At 37.2% G+C, this 18,137-nt stretch carries 15 protein-coding genes; all 15 read left to right on the plus strand.

All coding sequences use genetic code 11. The features are described from left to right. Window positions 1-105: 105 nt before the first annotated feature. The 15 genes from flaG (at window position 106) to uvrB (ending at window position 18,131) form a co-directional block, all read left to right on the plus strand. On the plus strand, window positions 106-465 hold the full coding sequence (flaG, locus tag KI343_RS12170; RefSeq protein ID WP_212926692.1) for a flagellar protein FlaG: 360 nt from the start codon (window positions 106-108) through the stop codon (window positions 463-465). A 12-nt stretch (window positions 466-477) separates the two neighbouring features. Beyond that, window positions 478-2,034, plus strand: coding sequence for a flagellar filament capping protein FliD (fliD, locus tag KI343_RS12175; protein ID WP_212926693.1), 1,557 nt, complete (start codon window positions 478-480; stop codon window positions 2,032-2,034). A gap of 22 nt (window positions 2,035-2,056) precedes the next feature. After that, window positions 2,057-2,458 (plus strand): flagellar export chaperone FliS, encoded by a 402-nt coding sequence (gene fliS, locus KI343_RS12180; RefSeq protein ID WP_212926694.1) that lies wholly within the window; start codon window positions 2,057-2,059, stop codon window positions 2,456-2,458. Beyond that, window positions 2,458-2,811 (plus strand): flagellar protein FliT, encoded by a 354-nt coding sequence (gene fliT, locus KI343_RS12185; RefSeq protein ID WP_212926695.1) that lies wholly within the window; start codon window positions 2,458-2,460, stop codon window positions 2,809-2,811. The genes fliS and fliT overlap by 1 nt, the downstream gene beginning before the upstream one ends. A gap of 412 nt (window positions 2,812-3,223) precedes the next feature. Beyond that, window positions 3,224-3,775, plus strand: coding sequence for a ribosome hibernation-promoting factor, HPF/YfiA family (gene hpf / locus KI343_RS12190; protein WP_212926696.1), 552 nt, complete (start codon window positions 3,224-3,226; stop codon window positions 3,773-3,775). A gap of 418 nt (window positions 3,776-4,193) precedes the next feature. Beyond that, window positions 4,194-4,343, plus strand: a complete 150-nt coding sequence (locus tag KI343_RS12195; RefSeq protein ID WP_212926697.1) for a hypothetical protein — start codon at window positions 4,194-4,196, stop codon at window positions 4,341-4,343. A gap of 296 nt (window positions 4,344-4,639) precedes the next feature. Further along, entirely contained in the window at window positions 4,640-7,156 is a 2,517-nt protein-coding gene (gene secA, locus KI343_RS12200) for a preprotein translocase subunit SecA (RefSeq protein ID WP_212926698.1), read from the plus strand. 122 nt (window positions 7,157-7,278) lie between these two features. Next, window positions 7,279-8,380, plus strand: a protein-coding gene (prfB, locus tag KI343_RS12205) for a peptide chain release factor 2 (protein WP_212926699.1) whose coding sequence is annotated in 2 segments (ribosomal slippage) — window positions 7,279-7,350 and window positions 7,352-8,380 — 1,101 coding nt in all. Because the reading frame shifts where the segments join, the coding sequence is not laid out codon by codon here. A gap of 96 nt (window positions 8,381-8,476) precedes the next feature. Continuing rightward, a complete protein-coding gene (locus KI343_RS12210) occupies window positions 8,477-8,788 on the plus strand; it encodes a c-type cytochrome (RefSeq protein ID WP_212926700.1) in 312 nt (103 codons plus the stop codon). Window positions 8,789-9,460: 672 nt separating this feature from the next. After that, window positions 9,461-10,147: a cell division ATP-binding protein FtsE gene (gene ftsE / locus KI343_RS12215; RefSeq protein ID WP_212926701.1), complete on the plus strand. Its 687-nt coding sequence runs from the start codon at window positions 9,461-9,463 to the stop codon at window positions 10,145-10,147. Continuing rightward, window positions 10,137-11,030, plus strand: a complete 894-nt coding sequence (gene ftsX / locus KI343_RS12220; RefSeq protein ID WP_212926702.1) for a permease-like cell division protein FtsX — start codon at window positions 10,137-10,139, stop codon at window positions 11,028-11,030. The genes ftsE and ftsX overlap by 11 nt, the downstream gene beginning before the upstream one ends. Window positions 11,031-11,123: 93 nt before the next feature. After that, the gene (locus KI343_RS12225) at window positions 11,124-12,650 is read left to right on the plus strand and encodes a murein hydrolase activator EnvC family protein (protein WP_212926703.1); all 1,527 of its coding nucleotides are present in this window, start codon (window positions 11,124-11,126) and stop codon (window positions 12,648-12,650) included. 372 nt (window positions 12,651-13,022) lie between these two features. Next, a complete protein-coding gene (locus KI343_RS12230) occupies window positions 13,023-14,498 on the plus strand; it encodes a S41 family peptidase (RefSeq protein ID WP_212926749.1) in 1,476 nt (491 codons plus the stop codon). A 161-nt stretch (window positions 14,499-14,659) separates the two neighbouring features. Then, window positions 14,660-15,856, plus strand: a complete 1,197-nt coding sequence (locus KI343_RS12235) for a PDZ domain-containing protein (RefSeq protein WP_244856902.1) — start codon at window positions 14,660-14,662, stop codon at window positions 15,854-15,856. Window positions 15,857-16,148: 292 nt separating this feature from the next. Continuing rightward, window positions 16,149-18,131 (plus strand): excinuclease ABC subunit UvrB, encoded by a 1,983-nt coding sequence (gene uvrB / locus KI343_RS12240; protein WP_212926705.1) that lies wholly within the window; start codon window positions 16,149-16,151, stop codon window positions 18,129-18,131. Window positions 18,132-18,137: the final 6 nt, after the last annotated feature.

Consider the following 18,137-nt stretch of genomic DNA (forward strand, 5'->3'; position numbering starts at 1 on the left):
TGAAGGATAAAAATGAATTTTACGGAGAGAAAACATCTAATCGGGGCCTTTACATTCTTTAAATGACACCGATATAAAAGATAAACGATAGAGGAGTGTAACATAATGGTTGTAAATAAAGCTGGAGTTCAGGATACTTCATTTATCCCTCATTCCATTAGAGCTGTTACATCACCCGCTGCTTTACAATCGGATTCAACAGAGAATGAAACAGTTTTGAAAGATGAGAATAGAGCAGTGAGCAAAGAGCAAGTTGAAGAAATAATTGATAAGATGAATGATTTTTTGGAGCCTGTCAGAAGGAATGTAAAGTTTGAAATGCATGAAAAGCTGGAAAAATACTATGTTACCGTTGTGGATGCGGACAAAAATGAAATCATCCGAGAAATACCTCCAAAGAAAATGTTAGATATGTATGCAGAAATGGCTGAATATATGGGGCTATTAATCAATGAGAAAGTATAGAGGTGAGTAGAAATGCGAATAGGTGGACTAGCAAGTGGAATTGATACAGAATCGATTATTAAGGATTTAATGAATGCGGAAAGACTCCCTCTAAATAAATTACAGCAAGATCGAACAAAATTAGAGTGGAAGCGGGATGCTTTCCGAGATGTTAATAAATTATTACTGGATTTAGACCAGAAGAAAATTTTAAATATGAAGTTAAGTGATACGTATAACAAGAAAATCGTCACTTCTACACAAGAAGGAGCTGTTCGTGCTACTGGGAGTGCAGGGGCGAGTAATGGGACGTATCGGATTGAAGTGAAGCAATTAGCGACTTCTGCGATTAATGTTGGAGAAAAACTAAACACAAAGGATGATCTTAAGTTTAACCCTGATGAGACTTTAGCAAGCCAAGGGTTTACTGGACCAATTAAATTTAGAACATATGGAAAAGATGACTCATATGGGGGAGACGGTAAGAATTTCCGAGAGCATAGATATGAAATAGAGGAAGGCGATAAACTCTCTGACGTTATCAAAAGGATTAACGATGATAAAGATAGTCCCGTTCGTATGACCTATGATGAAAATTCAGATAGAGTTATTTTAGAGGCTACAAGAACAGGGGTTTATAATCCTGGTGGACAAGAGATTGAATTTGAGGATAAAGACGGAGGTAATTTCTTTAAACGATTAGGGCTACATCAAAAACCAGAAGAAATAAAAGATGAAGATGGGGTGAGATTGGGAGAACATGGTGCCCGAAACGCAGAATTCACCTATAACAACGCCTATACAGTAAATACACAAGACAACCATTACCAACTAAATGGTGTTACATTCCAGTTCCTAGATGAAACGAAAGGAACTGCAACCTTAAACATAACAAACGACATCGATAATACAGTTGATAAAATCAAAGAGTTTGTAGAAGCGTATAACGAAATTGTAGAAGCTATCTCAGGTTCCCAGCGTGAAGAAGTGCATCGTGATTTTCCTCCGTTGACGGAAGAACAAAAAGCAGATATGTCTGACCGGGAAATTGAATTATGGGAAGAAAAAGCGAAAAGCGGTATGCTAAAAGGAGAAACTGCGTTAACCAGTGGATTAGCAAATATGCGCAGCAGCTGGTATAGTACGGTGAAAAATGATGGGCAATTCGCATCGTTAACGGAAATTGGTATTAGCACTTCTCCTGATTATATGGATGGCGGCAAGCTGATTATCGATGAAGATAAATTGCGTGAAGTTGTTGCGAATGATCCTGAAAGTGTGCAAAAGCTCTTCTCGAATAATACAAAAGATGATGGGCGCGGACTGATTAATCGTTTGGAGGATGCTGTGGAAGGTACGATTGCACAGGTCAATCAACGTGCTGGAAGAGCGACAGATGTGTCCTTAGACAGTTATGCATTAGGAAAAAGAATGAAAGAAATTAATGAACGGATTACCAATTTTGAACGTCGTTTAGGACAAGTTGAATCCCGCTACTGGAAGCAATTCTCTGAGATGGAGCGTGCTATTTCGATGATGAATGAGCAGTCTAATATGCTGATGTCAAACTTTAATCCAGGAGCAATGTAATAAAGGAAAGGAGGCAACGCAAATGTCTACAAAAAAAGCCTATCAGACCTACCAAAATAACGCAGTAAATACAGCATCAGGTGGAGAGCTGACTTTAATGCTCTATAATGGCTGCATTAAATTTATTAAACAAGCAATGAAAGATATGGATAATAACGATTTTGCTGCAAAAAATACGAATATCCAAAAAGCACAAAAGATTATTCATGAATTAATGGTAACCTTAGACCCGAAAATAGAGATTTCTAATCAAATTCTTCCGCTATATGACTATATGCAAAGGGTTCTAACGGAAGCAAATATAAAGAATGATAAAGAAAAGTTAGAAGAAGTACTCGGTTATGCAGAAGAATTTAGGGACGTTTGGAAGCAAGTAATTCTTAAGGATCGGCAACAAAAGTATAAGCAAGGTGCTTCTATCTAATGAACCGTCTATTACCCATTTACCAATTAACAGAATCGATGAAACTATTATTATTACAGGACATTACCTTAAATAATCGAGAAGAAATAATCCGTTTATTCCATGAAAAAATGGAAGAGCGTGGAAAGCTTTTGGAAGCGATGGTTCCTCCGTATACAGAGGAAGAAGATGAGCTAGGTCGAATTGTTGTACAAATGAATCAAGAAATTGAAAAGAAGATGAACCGTTTATTTATGGACTTGAAAAATGAAATGAAACAAGTACAGCAACAGAAGAAATCGACAACAAGCTATTCCAATCCATATAAAAATGTTCAGGGATTGGATGGTATGTTTTTGGATCAAAAAAAATAACAGTTTAATCAGCCATAAAAAAGAGATCATTTGTTTTTACAAATCTAATGCTCTTTTTTATGGTTCTTTTTTAAAACAAAGATTATTGGGTCAAAACCAAAATATATGTTACTTACGTCTAGCTAGCGGAGGAAAAACACGTAGACTCCTGCGGGAAAGCGTAGTGTTTTTCCGTAGCGGTTGCTCATAACAAATTCAATATAATTTGTCATCCATAGATTTTGGTGAAGAGCCAGATTATTATCTACCTAATTTGAATTATGTTAAAAATATTTGGAGTTCTAAAACCTTTATGAATAAGGGGATACAGCTGTTTAACAGAAAGCGCTTTCGTTGATTGGAAGTTTAGACAAGAGAAGTTGGTGGAATAGTGCTATAATATAGTTATAAAAGTTTAAAGGAGGACACTTACATGAAGTTTAACATTAGAGGCGAAAATATTGAGGTTACTAGCGCTATTCGAGAGTATGTCGAGAAAAAGATTAGCAAACTAGAAAGATACTTTGATTCCGCTCCGATTAGCGATGTACATGTAAATTTAAGTGTCTATAATGATGAACAGCGAATTGAAGTCACCATTCCAATGACAAATTTATTACTTCGCGCAGAGGTACAGCACATTGATTTGTATGCGGCTGTAGACTTAGTAGTAGATAAATTAGAAAGACAAATTCGCAAACATAAAACGAAAATCAATCGTAAATTCAGACAAAATGGTTCTCCAAAACATGCTTTTGCTGAGTTAGAAAAAGAAGCAAGATTAGCAACTGAAGAAGATAATGAACTTGAAATCGTACGTACAAAACGTTTTAATTTAAAACCGATGGATTCCGAAGAAGCAATTTTACAGATGGATATGCTAGGACATGCTTTCTTCGTATTTACAAATGATCAATCTGGTGAAACAAATGTAGTTTATAAACGCCGTGACGGGAAATACGGGTTAATCGAACCGCATGTTTAAAAGGAAAAGAAAATATATTTTCATAAATAAAATTAGCAGTATATCGTGTTGGAGCGGTATACTGCTTTTTATTTTGCCCTATTGATAAAAATAAGTAGGTTTAGGTATAACTTTCACTGCTTCTTCCTTGCTGATTTTTCATCTTTTTGAAATTTAAAATAGGAAGCAAAAGAAAGTATATAGCCGAATTTAAGAGAAATAGGGCATTTTTATTTGCGGACCTTAAGATTTGTCGAATAAAATAGCAAACTGCAGTTTTGGAGGCCGATTTTGCGAAAAATAGCTCAGTTTGTCCGGACAAACTGCAGTTTACCCGGACAAACTGCGAGTTTAGTCCAACAAACTACCTTTTTGATGATTCGCAAGAGAAAAAACGATATGGTATAAATAATTTAGAAAGTAAAAGGGGGGCAGTCAGATGCAATATACCAATGAAAGGTTATTAAATGAATTAGAACAGCGTGTGCGCCAACATGAGCAAACGATCCAGCAGTTATTGCGCATTGTAGCCAATCTAAACAAAAACCTCGTACAACTATCCTCTGAACAGAAAGAAAAAGTATATTAGTAGTATACCCATATTGGTACTACTCTACGTAAGACCACCCCCGCAAGTCCACTTCATTTGGAGCTGAAATAATCATTTCAGTTCCTTTTTTTCTATAAAATCGAACATGTAAAGAGAAGAAGAAAACGGATGATGTAAGTTGTCATAACAGTTTAGGAAGTGTTATGATACTTATATTGACTATTGTTTATAAGAAATGAAATATCTATGGGTTACTTACAATATTACCTATTGCTTATTGTTGGTTTTAGTAAATAGAAGCAATTGAAGTTTCAATTAACTGAGGAGCGTTCATGATGGCAGGAATTTTAACGAAAATTTTTGGTGATGGAAACCAAAAACAAGTGAAGCGTATTGAAAAACAGGTAGATCAAATCGAAGCATTAGAGCCTGAAATAGAAAAGCTTTCAGATACAGAGCTACAAAAGAAAACCGATGAATTCAAACAACGCATTGCTGATGGAGAAGAACTCGATAATCTTCTTGTTGAGGCATATGCCGTTGTCCGGGAAGCGTCGAAGCGAGTGCTAGGCATGCGGCCATTCCGTACCCAATTAATTGGTGCGATAGCCCTGCATAATGGGAATATTTCCGAAATGAAAACAGGGGAAGGTAAAACGTTGGCTTCCACCATGCCAGCATATCTTAATGCACTTACTGGAGAAGGCGTGCATATTATTACGGTCAACGATTACTTAGCTGATCGTGATGCAAAGGTAAATGGGGAACTGTTCGATTTTCTTGGCCTGACAGTGGGATTGAACCACAATGGTCTTCCAAAAGAGGAAAAACGCGCAGCTTACCAGGCTGATATCACTTACGGAACAAATAATGAATTCGGTTTTGACTATTTAAGAGATAATATGGTGCTGTACAAAGAACAAATGGTGCAACGCCCACTAAATTATGCAATTATTGATGAGGTAGACTCCATATTGATTGATGAGGCTCGTACGCCATTAATCATTTCAGGATCAGCAAAGAAATCTGCTGCCCTCTATCAGCAGGCAGACCGATTTGTCCGTACGTTACAGCAAGAAACGGACTTTACGTATGATGAAAAAACGAAAGCAGTACAGTTGACAGAACAAGGGATCGATAAAGCAGAAAAAGCTTTTAACATTGACAACTTGTTTGATTTAACGCATGTTTCTTTAACGCATCATATTAATCAAGCTTTAAAAGCACATGTATCCATGCATAAGGACACAGATTATATGGTGGAGGAAGGCGAAGTTATCATTATCGACCAGTTTACTGGACGTAAGATGAAAGGCCGCCGTTATAGTGATGGCTTGCACCAGGCTATTGAAGCAAAAGAGAATTTGCAAATTCAAAATGAGAGCATGACTCTTGCTTCAATCACGTTCCAAAACTATTTTCGGATGTATAAGAAATTAGCTGGGATGACAGGTACAGCGAAAACAGAGGAAGAAGAATTTAGAAGCATCTATAACATGGATGTTATTGCGATTCCTACAAATGAACCGATTCAAAGAGAAGACCGTGCAGATCAAATTTTCAAATCCATGGATGGTAAATTTAAAGCTGTGGTGAACAATATTAAAGAGCGGCATGAAAAAGGACAGCCTGTTTTAGTTGGTACAGTAGCAGTGGAAACTTCTGAATTAATTTCACAGTTGCTGAAACGTGCTGGCGTAAAACATGAAGTATTAAATGCGAAAAATCACTTTAGAGAAGCGGAAATTATAGAGAATGCTGGTCAAAAAGGTGCCGTAACGATTGCCACCAATATGGCTGGCCGTGGTACGGATATTAAATTGGGCGAAGGTGTGAAAGAACTTGGCGGGTTAGCTGTCATTGGGACAGAGCGACATGAATCTCGACGCATTGATAATCAGCTTCGCGGTCGTTCAGGCCGTCAAGGCGACCCTGGTATGTCACAATTTTTCTTATCAATGGAAGACGAGCTGATGCGTCGTTTCGGATCGGATAATCTGAAAACGATGATGGAAAGACTTGGCATGGATGATACACAGCCGATTGAAAGTAAAATGGTTTCCCGCGCGGTAGAATCCGCTCAAAAACGTGTAGAAGGTAACAACTATGATGCACGTAAGACAATCCTTGCCTACGATGACGTGCTTCGTGAACAACGCGAAATTATTTATAAACAGCGTTTTGAAGTCATTGATTCTGATAGCAATCTTCGTGAAATTATTACAAATATGATTCAATCTACCGTGGAGAGAATTGTTGCTACCCATACGCAGGATAATGATGAAGATAAATGGAATCTGGACGCTATTATTGAATATGTAGAAGGAAACTTATTAGAACAAGGTGATATTACCAAAGAGGAATTGCATGATAAAGAAACAAATGAAATTACGGATATCATCATGGAAAAGGTAAATCGCCGCTATGATGCAAAAGAGGAAGAACTTACATCGGAGCAATTCGCAGAGTTTGAAAAAGTTATTTTACTGCGCACGGTTGATTCGAAATGGATGGATCATATTGACCAAATGGATCAGTTACGTCAAGGAATTCATTTGCGTGCCTATGGACAAAACGATCCATTGCGTGAATACCAAATGGAAGGCTTCACCATGTTTGAAGAAATGATTGCAAGTATTGAAGAAGAAGTTTCTAAATATGTGATGAAAGCACAAATTCGTGAAAACCTGCAGCGCCAAGAGGTGGTAAAAAATACACAAGCTGTTTCTGGCGGTGGAGAAGAACAGAAGAAAAAATCGAAAAAACCTATCGTGAAAAACAATACTGTAGGACGAAATGATCCTTGCCCATGTGGAAGCGGGAAAAAATATAAAAACTGTCATGGTAAATAATTAAGCATGTAATAATAAATAACTGGATGAAGGAACACTGCAATACAATTTCTAAAAAGAGTTTGTATACAGTACTTTATCCAGTTATTCGAGTGAAAGTAATCAATAGGAGGAAATTATATATGGAATTAAGCGAAATCAAACAAGAGCTAGAAAAAATAACTTCACGTGTTGAAGAGTTTAGGGGGTCTCTTTGACCTCGATCAGAAGAAAGCGCGCATTGCAGAATTAGAAGCACTCATGTCTGATCCTTCATTTTGGGATAACCAAAACCAAGCGCAAACAGTTATTCAAGAATCCAATGCATTAAAAAGTTATGTGGAGTCTTTTGAAAGTATTCAAGAAACGTTGGATAATCTCGAGGTGTCCTATGAGCTTGTGAAAGAAGAAAATGACCAGGAATTATTTGAGGACTTGCAATCAGAGCTTCAGGAATTTAAGGAAAAAGTGAACAAATTTGAGTTACAGCTTTTATTGAGTGAGCCTTATGATGCGAATAATGCTATTTTAGAATTGCATCCTGGAGCAGGCGGAACAGAATCCCAGGATTGGGCAAGTATGCTGTTGCGTATGTACCAGCGCTGGGCAGAGAGTTATTCCTTTTCAGTGGAAACAATTGACTATCTTCCTGGAGAAGAAGCTGGTGTGAAAAGCGTTACTTTATTAATTAAAGGTCATAATGCGTATGGTTATTTAAAAGCTGAAAAAGGTGTTCATCGACTTGTTCGTATTTCACCTTTTGATTCATCCGGAAGACGGCATACATCGTTTGTATCTTGTGATGTTACACCGGAGATGAGTGATGATGTGGATATCGATATTAAAACAGAGGATTTAAAAATTGATACGTATCGTGCTAGCGGTGCGGGTGGTCAGCATGTCAATACCACCGATTCTGCTGTGCGAATCACACACCTTCCGACAAATACTATTGTTACATGTCAGAATGAACGTTCCCAAATCAAAAACCGAGAACAAGCGATGAAGATGTTAAAATCAAAACTTTATCAAATGGAGATCGAGAAGCAACAACAAGAACTAGATGATATTCGTGGAGAACAAAAGGAAATTGGCTGGGGTAGCCAAATCCGTTCATACGTTTTCCATCCGTACTCAATGGTTAAAGATCACAGAACAAATGTAGAAACCGGAAATACGCAGGCTGTTATGGATGGCGACTTAGATATGTTTATTGATGGATATCTTCGTTCCCAAATGAAGTAATGTCAAATTGTCCGATTTTGTTCAAAATGGTTAGCGCGTAAATGGATATAAAGACGGTATACTATTAGTAATAATCAAAGGGGAAGGAGTGAAAGAATGAAAAAAGGAATGATTGCTCTATTCTTCGGTATGGTGCTTGTTCTTGGAGCTTGTGGAAATGCGGATGACATTCGGAATGCGGATGAAGATCTGGAAGCTGGAGAACAAGTATTTCGAAATAATTGTGCTTCTTGTCATGGTGCTGATCTTTCAGGGAATGGAGGTCCTTCACTCGTAGATGTTGGATCGAAATATTCCCAGGAGGAAATTGCGGATATTGTTCAAAATGGTATTGGCGGAATGCAGCCACAGCAGCATGTAGAAGGGGAAGACCTAGAAGAATTAACTTCCTGGTTATCGAAACAATAATGTCTAGCAGGCGTTTGCCGAGTTGCAAGCGTCTGTTGACTTTTTTCTCCAATTTTTGTAGTCTAAATGGTCCTCTTATTCATTGCACCTTTATCAGGTTAAACTGCTGACTGCTTGGATTTTAAGAAATCTATTATTTACTTCGCACTTTGCACTTTTGTTTTTGATGTTAAGAAAACATAGATTAAAAGAAAGCAAGCATGCTCCTGGAAGAATTTACTTCGTTTTTTTCACTCCTATGCCATAAATAGGTGTAACATTCATTGGCAAAAACTTCTTTAAATAAATGTGTAAACAAACTTTATGCTATCAACATTCTTGTCTATTTATTACAAGGTTTGTCGAATTGAAATGAAAATGTAATATGATTTTTTCATCAAAAAATACGCAAAGATGTTATAATTACTTTTGTTCCGTATTAGAAAAACTGCCGATTCGCTAAAAAATGCGAGAATACAGGCTTTTCTAAGTTTAATCTATTATTTGGAACCGAACGGGCACGAAAAAGATAAATAAAGATAGAAATTTGTATAAATAAAAAAATATCGCAATTTATAATAGAAAGATATGACGAAAAATGTCTCTTCCGGTAATACATGGAAGAAGAGCATTTATACCGAAGCAGTTAATGACATAAGCTGAAAATAATAAATTAAATTAGGTGGTCATGAAATGATAACAATGGAGAATGTATCCAAAACATATAGTAATGGTGTAACGGCACTTAACGACATAAGTATTCATATTGAGCGTGGTGAATTTGTTTATTTGGTTGGTCAAAGTGGAGCTGGTAAATCATCCTTTATTCGTTTGATTTATCGTGAAGTGAAGCCGACAAAAGGGAAAATTATAATTAATGATATGGATTTAAGTAAATTAAAAGAAAGACAAGTCCCTTATTTAAGAAGAGAAATCGGAGTCGTCTTCCAAGATTTTAAACTTCTGCAAAAACTTACAGTCTATGAAAATGTAGCTTTTGCATTAGAAGTAACTGAAACATCTCCAAAAATGATTAAGAACAGAGTGATGGATGTTTTAAAGCTGGTAGGCATAGAACATAAAGCACAAATGATTCCGAGTGAATTATCTGGGGGAGAACAGCAACGTGTAGCTATTGCCCGGGCCATTGTAAATAACCCCAAGGTGGTTATAGCGGATGAACCAACGGGAAACTTGGACCCAGATACTTCATGGGAGATTATGAAAGTTTTAGAAGAAATTAATTCAAAAGGTACAACCATAATCATGGCAACTCACAGTAAACATATTGTTAATACAATTAAACGCCGTGTCATTGCACTTGAGGATGGAGTTATTGTACGAGATCAACAGCGAGGTGACTACGGCTATGAAGTATAGAACATTGTTAAGACATGTACGTGAAGGTACAAAAAATATTTTTCGGAATGGCTGGATGACATTTGCTTCGATTGCAGCCGTAACAACGACATTAATTCTTGTTGCAGTCTTCTTAGCGCTTGTCTTGAACCTTGACCAAATGGCGAGAAACATTGAACAAGATGTCCAAATTAGTACAATGATTGACCTTACAGCTGATGAAGAACAAATTGTCCAGCTTGGTGAAGAGATTGAGCAAATAGATGGTGTAAAAGAGGTACAATTCTCTTCCAATGATAATGAGTTAAGTAAATTGATTGAGAGTATGGGTGATGAAGGACAAGCGTGGACAATGTTTGAACAGGATAACCCACTAAATCATGTGTATATTGTAGAAGCTATTGAACCTGAAAACACAGAAGCCGTTGCCAACCAAATCGAAGAACTGGAAAATGTCGAGAAAGTACATTATGGAAAAGAAGTTGTCGAGCAGCTTTTCCAATTTAATAACTATGCGAGAGCGATTGGACTTGCATTAATTATAGCTCTCGTGTTTACAGCGATTTTCCTTATTTCCAATACAATTAAAATTACTATTATTGCCAGAAGCACAGAAATTGGAATTCAAAAATTGGTAGGAGCAACGAATTCATTTATTCGCTGGCCATTCTTTGTGGAAGGGGCATTGTTGGGTATTCTCGGATCCATCGTACCAATAGCTGTTATATTAGGCGGTTACTACTATGTATATCATAATTTTGTAGACGTAATTACATTCCGATTTGTAGAATTATTGCCATTTGATCCATTTGCATGGCAGCTATCTGGAATGGTCCTTCTAATTGGAGCGTTAATTGGCGTTTGGGGAAGCGTAATGAGCGTACGGAAATTCTTAAAAGTTTAAAAAAATAGGCATGTTCAAAAAGGCGCTGTTATAGTTGCCTTTTTGAATATCCTCTAAAAAGCAGAAACAAAATGGGAAGGGGAACTACTACATATGAAAAGCTTGAGAGCATTAACCGCCGCAAGTCTCGTTACATTGCTCGCAGTGATGACACCAATACATTCTGTTTCAGCAGAGTCTGTTAAAGATGTAGAAGAAGAAATTAATGAGCTGGAAAAAGAAAAATCTGACCTGGAAACAGAAAAAGAGGAAGCCAAGAAAAAGCAACAGGATTCTGAAGGAAAGTTAGAATCAAACCAAAAAGAGCAGGATGAAGTGGAAAATCAGATTAACGCGATGGATGAAGAATTAAATCAAACGCAAGCTGATATTACTGCAAAAGAAAATGAAATTGAACAAACAAATCAAGAAATCGAAAATCTTACAAATGAAATTGAGACGTTGTCAAATCGTATTGAAGAGCTAACGGGAGAAATTGAGGAATTAGAGGATCGAATTGAAACGAGAGATAAACTTATTAAAGAACGTCTTCGCACTATTCAACAAAATGGCGGAGAAATTCAGTACGTAGAAGTAATCTTTGGTTCACAAAGCTTCAGTGAATTTATTTCTCGAAGTACTGCGGTAAACACGATCATGGAACAAGATAGATCGATTATGGATGAGCAGGCAAATGATAAGGCGCAGTTAGAAGAAGACACGGAAGAACTTGAAGCTAGTAAAGTTGAAGTGGAAGAAAATAAGGTTGCTGTAGAAGAGAATAAAGCAACGCTTGAGAGTCAGCATGATGAATTGCTAGCTTTACAAGATCAGCTTGACGACCAAATATCTAATAAGGAAACCTTATTGGCTGATCTAGAAACGGAATATACTGAGCTGGAAGAAATAAAACTAAGTGCAGCAGAAGAACAAGAGCTGCTTGATGCCCAAGCCAAAGCGAAGGAAATAGCGTTGGAATCCGCTCAAAGTAAGAAAACAGAACTTGAAGAGAAGGAAGCAGAAGAAGCAGCACGTGCTCAGGCAGAAGCTGAAGCAGAGAAGCAGCGTAAAGCGGAGGAAGAAACTCAAAAAGATACAGAGAGCCAAGGGAAAGAAGAACCGGCAGAGAGTAAAGAGCAAACAGATAATGAGTCTGAAAGCAGCGAATCCTCCGATGATCAGAATAGTAGTAGCGAAGAGGATGTTCAAGTGGCATCCGTGCCAAGTAATAATTCCGGTTTTATTCGCCCATCTTCTGGTCCGCAAAGTTCTCCATTTAGTCCCGGCCGCAGTCACCCAATTTATGGCGATGTCAGACCCCATAATGGAATGGACATCGCACAAACTGGAGAAGCGGATAAAGTGATTCGTGCTGCAGCGGACGGTGTGGTTGCCTTTGCGGGTACAATGAGTGGTTATGGTAATACAATTATGATTACACATAAAATAGACGGGCAAGATTATACAACCTTATATGGTCATTTAGCCAGCTTTACTGTATCGAGTGGTCAAACAGTAAGCCAAGGAGATCAGATTGCTGTTATGGGAAGTACCGGTGATTCCACAGGTTTACACTTGCATTTTGAAATTCATCCAGGTGGTTACCGTAATCCTGTAGACCCAGCAGGTTATATTAATTAAAAGAATAATAGAATAATAAAATTTTTAAAACGAGAAATCCGAACTAGTATTCAAACTTTCTTCTAATAGAATTTGAATTAGTTCGGATTTCTCGTTCATGAATGTACTTCTATTTCCGTTTCACATAAAAAAGTTCATAATAAGGGGAGGTCCGTTCGTCATTATGTTTGTGTAAAATTATAGTCATTCCCTTCATAACATGATATGCTTTTCTTATTAGAAAATAAATAGAAAAGATTTCTATCCATTAATGATTTTTTTCCGAGAGCGGTTATAATGATAGTAAAAGAAAATCAGATTGTCTTGATTTTATATATTAATTAAACTTCAAAGGTGAGAGGAAAGCTTTTGAAGCAAGAAAGAGGTGTAGGAATGAAGCTTAACCAAACCAAAATAATATTGATATTTATAGGTGCTTTACTTATTGGACTGCTGGGTGGCTTTGGCGGCGTAAAGTTAGCTCAAAATCTAGAGGGCAGCTCTCCTTTGGAAATAACAAATACCACAAAAAATTCATCCAGTGATGACTCAGAAAATGCTTCCGAATTACCAGCTGATTTGAATAAGATTTCACAGACATTTGATTTAATAAAATCGAACTATATAGAAGATGTGGACGATAAGGAGTTAATTGAAGGTGCGGTAGAAGGAATGTTGTCCACGTTAGAAGATCCGCACACTTCCTACTTAGATAGTGAAATGATGCAGCAGTTTAATGAACAGATTGAGTCATCCTTTGAAGGTATTGGGGCGGAAGTTAGTGAAGTAGATGGTTATATAACCATTATTTCACCAATGAAAGACTCTCCGGCAGAAAAAGCAGGATTGCGTCCAAATGACCAAGTATTAAGTGTAGATGGAGAAAGCCTGGAAGGATTAAATGTAAACGAGGCGGTTGCGAAAATTCGTGGAGAAAAAGGAAGCGAAGTTGTTTTGGAAATTCAACGATCAGGGGTTTCTGATTCATTCCAAGTAACTGTCCAACGTGATACTATTCCGGTTGAAACGGTCCATAGTGAAATTCACACGGAAGATGGCAAGGATACAGGCATTCTCCAAATTACAAACTTCTCTGAGCATACGGATGAAGAGTTTACAGAGCAATTGGCAGATTTAGAAGATAAGGGTATCGATGGTCTAGTTATTGATGTTCGCGGTAACCCAGGCGGGTTATTAGATGTTGCAGAAGATATCTTGAAGCATTTTGTTCCTAAAGATATGCCATATTTACAAATTGAGGATGCTAACGGAAAAAAAGAAGCGTTTCGATCTAATTTAGAAAAAGAAAAAGATTATCCAATTAGTGTATTAATTGATGAAGGAAGTGCTTCAGCATCTGAAATCGTCGCTGTAGCAATGAAAGAGTTAGAGTATGATATTGTTGGAGAGACAAGCTATGGTAAAGGAACGGTGCAACAAGCTATTCCATTAGGCGACGACAGCTCGATTAAAATAACAACTTTTAAATGGTTATCTCCGAATGGCGTATGGATTGATGGCGATGGAATTAAGCCAACGATTGAACAAAAACAAGCCGATTATTATTACGCTATTCCAATCCAAGTCACAGACGATGAGCCGCTCACTTTTGACCATACAAGTGAGGCAGTAGCTAATATGCAAGTCATGTTATCTGGCTTAGGATATGATACGGAAAGAACAGACGGCTACTTCAGTGAAGAAACAGAAAATGCTGTGGAAGCTTTTCAAGAAGATAATGATTTGGAAGTAACTGGTGAGGTAAATGAAGAAACAGGCGGATTAATCGAAACACAAATTATTGAAAAGATTCGCTCTGGAGAAGATGACAGGCAGTTAGAACGCTCGTTAGAAGAACTTTACCAATAGGAAAGAGATTTGTTCAATTATCCAATAAGGATGATTGAACAAATCTTATCTTGCAGGTTAGATAAAATGTTACGTATCAAGGGAAAAAATCGCGATTCTCAAAAAGAAATGCGAATGCGAGGTTTCGAAGAACGTAATTGCAAAGAGGGTGAAGAATTTTGGTGGAAGCATGGCTCATAGAACTAGCAAAAGGCATAGGCAAGTTTTTTTTAAATCCAGCATTTTATTGGTTTTTATTTATATTAACTGCAGCCAGTTATTTTCGTATTAAACGTGAGCGGTATGATTTTGGAATAAAAGTATATCCGAAGTTTATCGAATGGGGGAAAACATGGCTTGTCTCGCTTATTAGCGGCATACTGATATCTGCCGTCATTATTGGAGTGGGAATGGTATTTTCTTATGAGACATTACTTGTGTTAGCTTTTGCTTTTATCATATTAAGTATTAGCACACATTTTACGTTACTGTCTCCTAGTTATACAATTGGATTAACATTTTTAATTTTATTTTTTGCCCCTTATATTTTTGATATGCAAAGCTGGGTGGATTATTCATTACTCTATGAACGAAGTCTTCCAGCATTAGCAATATTAGCAGGTTTATTGTTATTTGTAGAATCTTTATTAATTAAACGTATTGAAAAACAAGTTACTTTTCCAAGGATTGAATTAAGTGACCGCGGCGTTTGGGTAGGAGAACAACAGATTAAGCGATTAGCAGTTGTTCCGCTTCTTATGCTTGTACCTGAAGGGTTAATCACTTCTTTTGCACCTTGGTGGCCATATTTCTCTATTGGGGAAACCTCTTTAGGTTTGGTTCTCATTCCCTTTTTAATTGGTTTTCATTATAAGGCACAAGGGCATTTTCACCAAGATGCTATATACAAGCTGGCCAAAGCAAATACATTTTTAGCAATTGGCATTTTAATTATAGCTGTTGGAGGAGTGGTTGTTCCATATCTCTCTTTAACTGCTATTATCTTAGCAATTATAGGAAAAGAATATATGAATTATAGATATAGAGAAGGCGACCGTTTACGCCGTCCATATTATCAGCCGCATCCAAAAGGGCTGCGGGTTATTGGGATCATACCAGGCAGTCCAGCGGAAAGGTTAGAAATTGAGCCTGGAGAGTCAATTTATCGGGTGCATGGAAGGAACGTACGTACAAGTCAAGCTTTTTATGAAGCTTTACAAGGAAGCGGAGCCTATATTAAAATGGAAATCTTTAATCATGACAATGAAGCTCGCTTTGTGCAATGTTCACTATATGAAGGAGAACATCATTCTCTGGGTTTCCAATTTGCAGAGGAGCCTTATAAAGCAAGAAGAGATAAAAAAAATAATGCGTCATAAACAAGAATGCTTGGAACGGTATTGTAAAATCGATCCAAGCATTCTTGTTCTATCATTGAATAGAAACGATGATTTAACACGAACTAAAAAGGCTATAATGATAATGGGAGATTTTTTTATAAAATTTAAAGTATGAGTCATCGATTTTCGTAAGACGAATAACGGCGGCGATGACTAAGATCATTTTTATTAAACGCATTTCTTTTTCTTGATAATAAGTCGAATGCTTGTTCGTTTTTATGAGAAAGTATATAATAGAAAGTAGCTATCTAAAAGAGACGGAGGAATTTGTATGAAGGAGCGTTTTGAATTAGTTTCTGCCTATGAGCCAGCGGGAGATCAGCCGGCTGCAATTAAAGAAATAACAGAAAAAATCCTTGCAGGGCAGCGGCATCAAACATTACTTGGGGCAACAGGTACTGGGAAGACTTTTACGATGTCAAATGTGGTGAAAGAAATTAATCGTCCAACACTTGTCATCGCTCATAATAAAACCTTGGCTGGACAGCTTTATAGTGAATTTAAAGAATTTTTTCCGAATAATGCTGTCGAATATTTTGTGAGCTACTATGATTATTATCAGCCAGAAGCTTACGTGCCTTCTACAGATACCTTTATTGAAAAAGATGCAAGTATAAATGATGAAATTGATAAATTACGCCACTCTGCCACATCTGCACTTTTTGAACGAAATGATGTGTTGATTGTAGCCAGTGTGTCATGTATATATGGTTTAGGTAATCCAGAAGAATATAGGAACCAAGTACTTTCTTTAAGACTTGGAATGGAGAAAGAAAGAAATCAGCTCTTAAGGGAATTAGTAGATATTCAATATGCAAGAAATGATATTAACTTTCAGCGCGGAACGTTTCGTGTGCGTGGCGACTCTGTCGAGATTATTCCGGCATCTCATGAGGAGCATTGTATTCGCGTAGAGTTTTTTGGGGATGAGATTGACCGGATCCGTGAGGTAGATGCCCTAACAGGAGAAATTATTGGAGACCGCGAACATGTCGCCATCTTTCCGGCATCTCACTTTGTTACCGGTGAAGAAAAAATGAAGATTGCGATTAAAAATATTGAAAAAGAATTAGAAGAGCAGTTAAAGAAATTAAATGACGCAGGAAAACTGCTAGAAGCACAACGTTTGGAACAACGTACGAATTATGACTTGGAAATGATGCGGGAAATGGGCTTTTGTTCTGGGATTGAAAACTATTCTCGCCATTTAACATTACGTGAAGCTGGTGCGACACCTTATACATTATTGGATTTCTTTCCTGAGGATTTTTTAGTTATTATTGATGAATCCCATGTGACGCTGCCGCAAATTCGGGGAATGTATAACGGAGACCAAGCAAGAAAACAAGTATTAGTTGATCACGGTTTTAGACTGCCTTCCGCGATGGATAATCGCCCTTTACGATTTGAAGAATTTGAAGAAAAGACAAATCAACTGGTTTATGTTTCTGCAACCCCAGGACCGTATGAGTTAGAGCATTCTCCAGAAATGACAGAGCAAATTATTCGGCCGACAGGTTTATTAGATCCGGAGATTGAGGTTCGTCCGATTGAAGGGCAAATTGATAATTTAATTGGTGAAATTCGTAAGAGGATGGATAAAAAAGAACGTGTTTTAATTACAACCTTAACGAAGAAAATGTCAGAGGATTTAACAGATTACTTAAAAGAAATCGGAATGAAGGTTGCTTATTTGCATTCCGAAATTAAAACACTTGAGCGGATAGAAATCATCCGTGACCTGCGTATTGGAAAATACGATGCTCTAATCGGAATTAACCTTCTACGAGAAGGACTGGATATTCCAGAAGTATCTTTAGTTTCCATTTTAGATGCCGATAAAGAAGGATTTTTACGTTCGGAGCGTTCATTAATTCAAACAATGGGCCGTGCAGCACGAAATGAGAATGGTAAAGTTATTATGTATGCTGATAAAATCACTGACTCCATGCAAAAAGCGATTGATGAAACAAATCGGCGTCGGACTGTACAGCAAGAATATAATGAGAAGCATGGCATTACACCGAAAACAATTAATAAAGAAGTAAGAGATGTTATTCAAGCAACCATTGCGGCTGAAGCACCAGAGGCTTATGAATCAGAAGCAAAGCAAATAAAGAAGATGACGAAAAAAGAAAAACAGAAGGTCGTCGAAAATATGGAAAAAGAAATGAAACAAGCAGCCAAAAATCTAGACTTCGAGAAAGCAGCAGAATTACGAGATGTTCTCTTGGAGCTTAAAGCGGAAGGATGAGTTTTT

This window comes from Oceanobacillus sp. J11TS1 (genome assembly GCF_018333215.1).
Lineage (GTDB): Bacteria > Bacillota > Bacilli > Bacillales > Amphibacillaceae > Oceanobacillus.

What these genes read in the sequence shown, in the direction of transcription:
- flaG (WP_212926692.1), top strand. Translation starts at nt 106, where the DNA reads ATGGTTGTAAATAAAGCTGGAGTTCAGGATACTTCATTTATCCCTCAT.
- fliD (WP_212926693.1), top strand. Translation starts at nt 478, where the DNA reads ATGCGAATAGGTGGACTAGCAAGTGGAATTGATACAGAATCGATTATT.
- fliS (WP_212926694.1), top strand. Translation starts at nt 2,057, where the DNA reads ATGTCTACAAAAAAAGCCTATCAGACCTACCAAAATAACGCAGTAAAT.
- fliT (WP_212926695.1), top strand. Translation starts at nt 2,458, where the DNA reads ATGAACCGTCTATTACCCATTTACCAATTAACAGAATCGATGAAACTA.
- hpf (WP_212926696.1), top strand. Translation starts at nt 3,224, where the DNA reads ATGAAGTTTAACATTAGAGGCGAAAATATTGAGGTTACTAGCGCTATT.
- KI343_RS12195 (WP_212926697.1), top strand. Translation starts at nt 4,194, where the DNA reads ATGCAATATACCAATGAAAGGTTATTAAATGAATTAGAACAGCGTGTG.
- secA (WP_212926698.1), top strand. Translation starts at nt 4,640, where the DNA reads ATGGCAGGAATTTTAACGAAAATTTTTGGTGATGGAAACCAAAAACAA.
- KI343_RS12210 (WP_212926700.1), top strand. Translation starts at nt 8,477, where the DNA reads ATGAAAAAAGGAATGATTGCTCTATTCTTCGGTATGGTGCTTGTTCTT.
- ftsE (WP_212926701.1), top strand. Translation starts at nt 9,461, where the DNA reads ATGATAACAATGGAGAATGTATCCAAAACATATAGTAATGGTGTAACG.
- ftsX (WP_212926702.1), top strand. Translation starts at nt 10,137, where the DNA reads ATGAAGTATAGAACATTGTTAAGACATGTACGTGAAGGTACAAAAAAT.
- KI343_RS12225 (WP_212926703.1), top strand. Translation starts at nt 11,124, where the DNA reads ATGAAAAGCTTGAGAGCATTAACCGCCGCAAGTCTCGTTACATTGCTC.
- KI343_RS12230 (WP_212926749.1), top strand. Translation starts at nt 13,023, where the DNA reads ATGAAGCTTAACCAAACCAAAATAATATTGATATTTATAGGTGCTTTA.
- uvrB (WP_212926705.1), top strand. Translation starts at nt 16,149, where the DNA reads ATGAAGGAGCGTTTTGAATTAGTTTCTGCCTATGAGCCAGCGGGAGAT.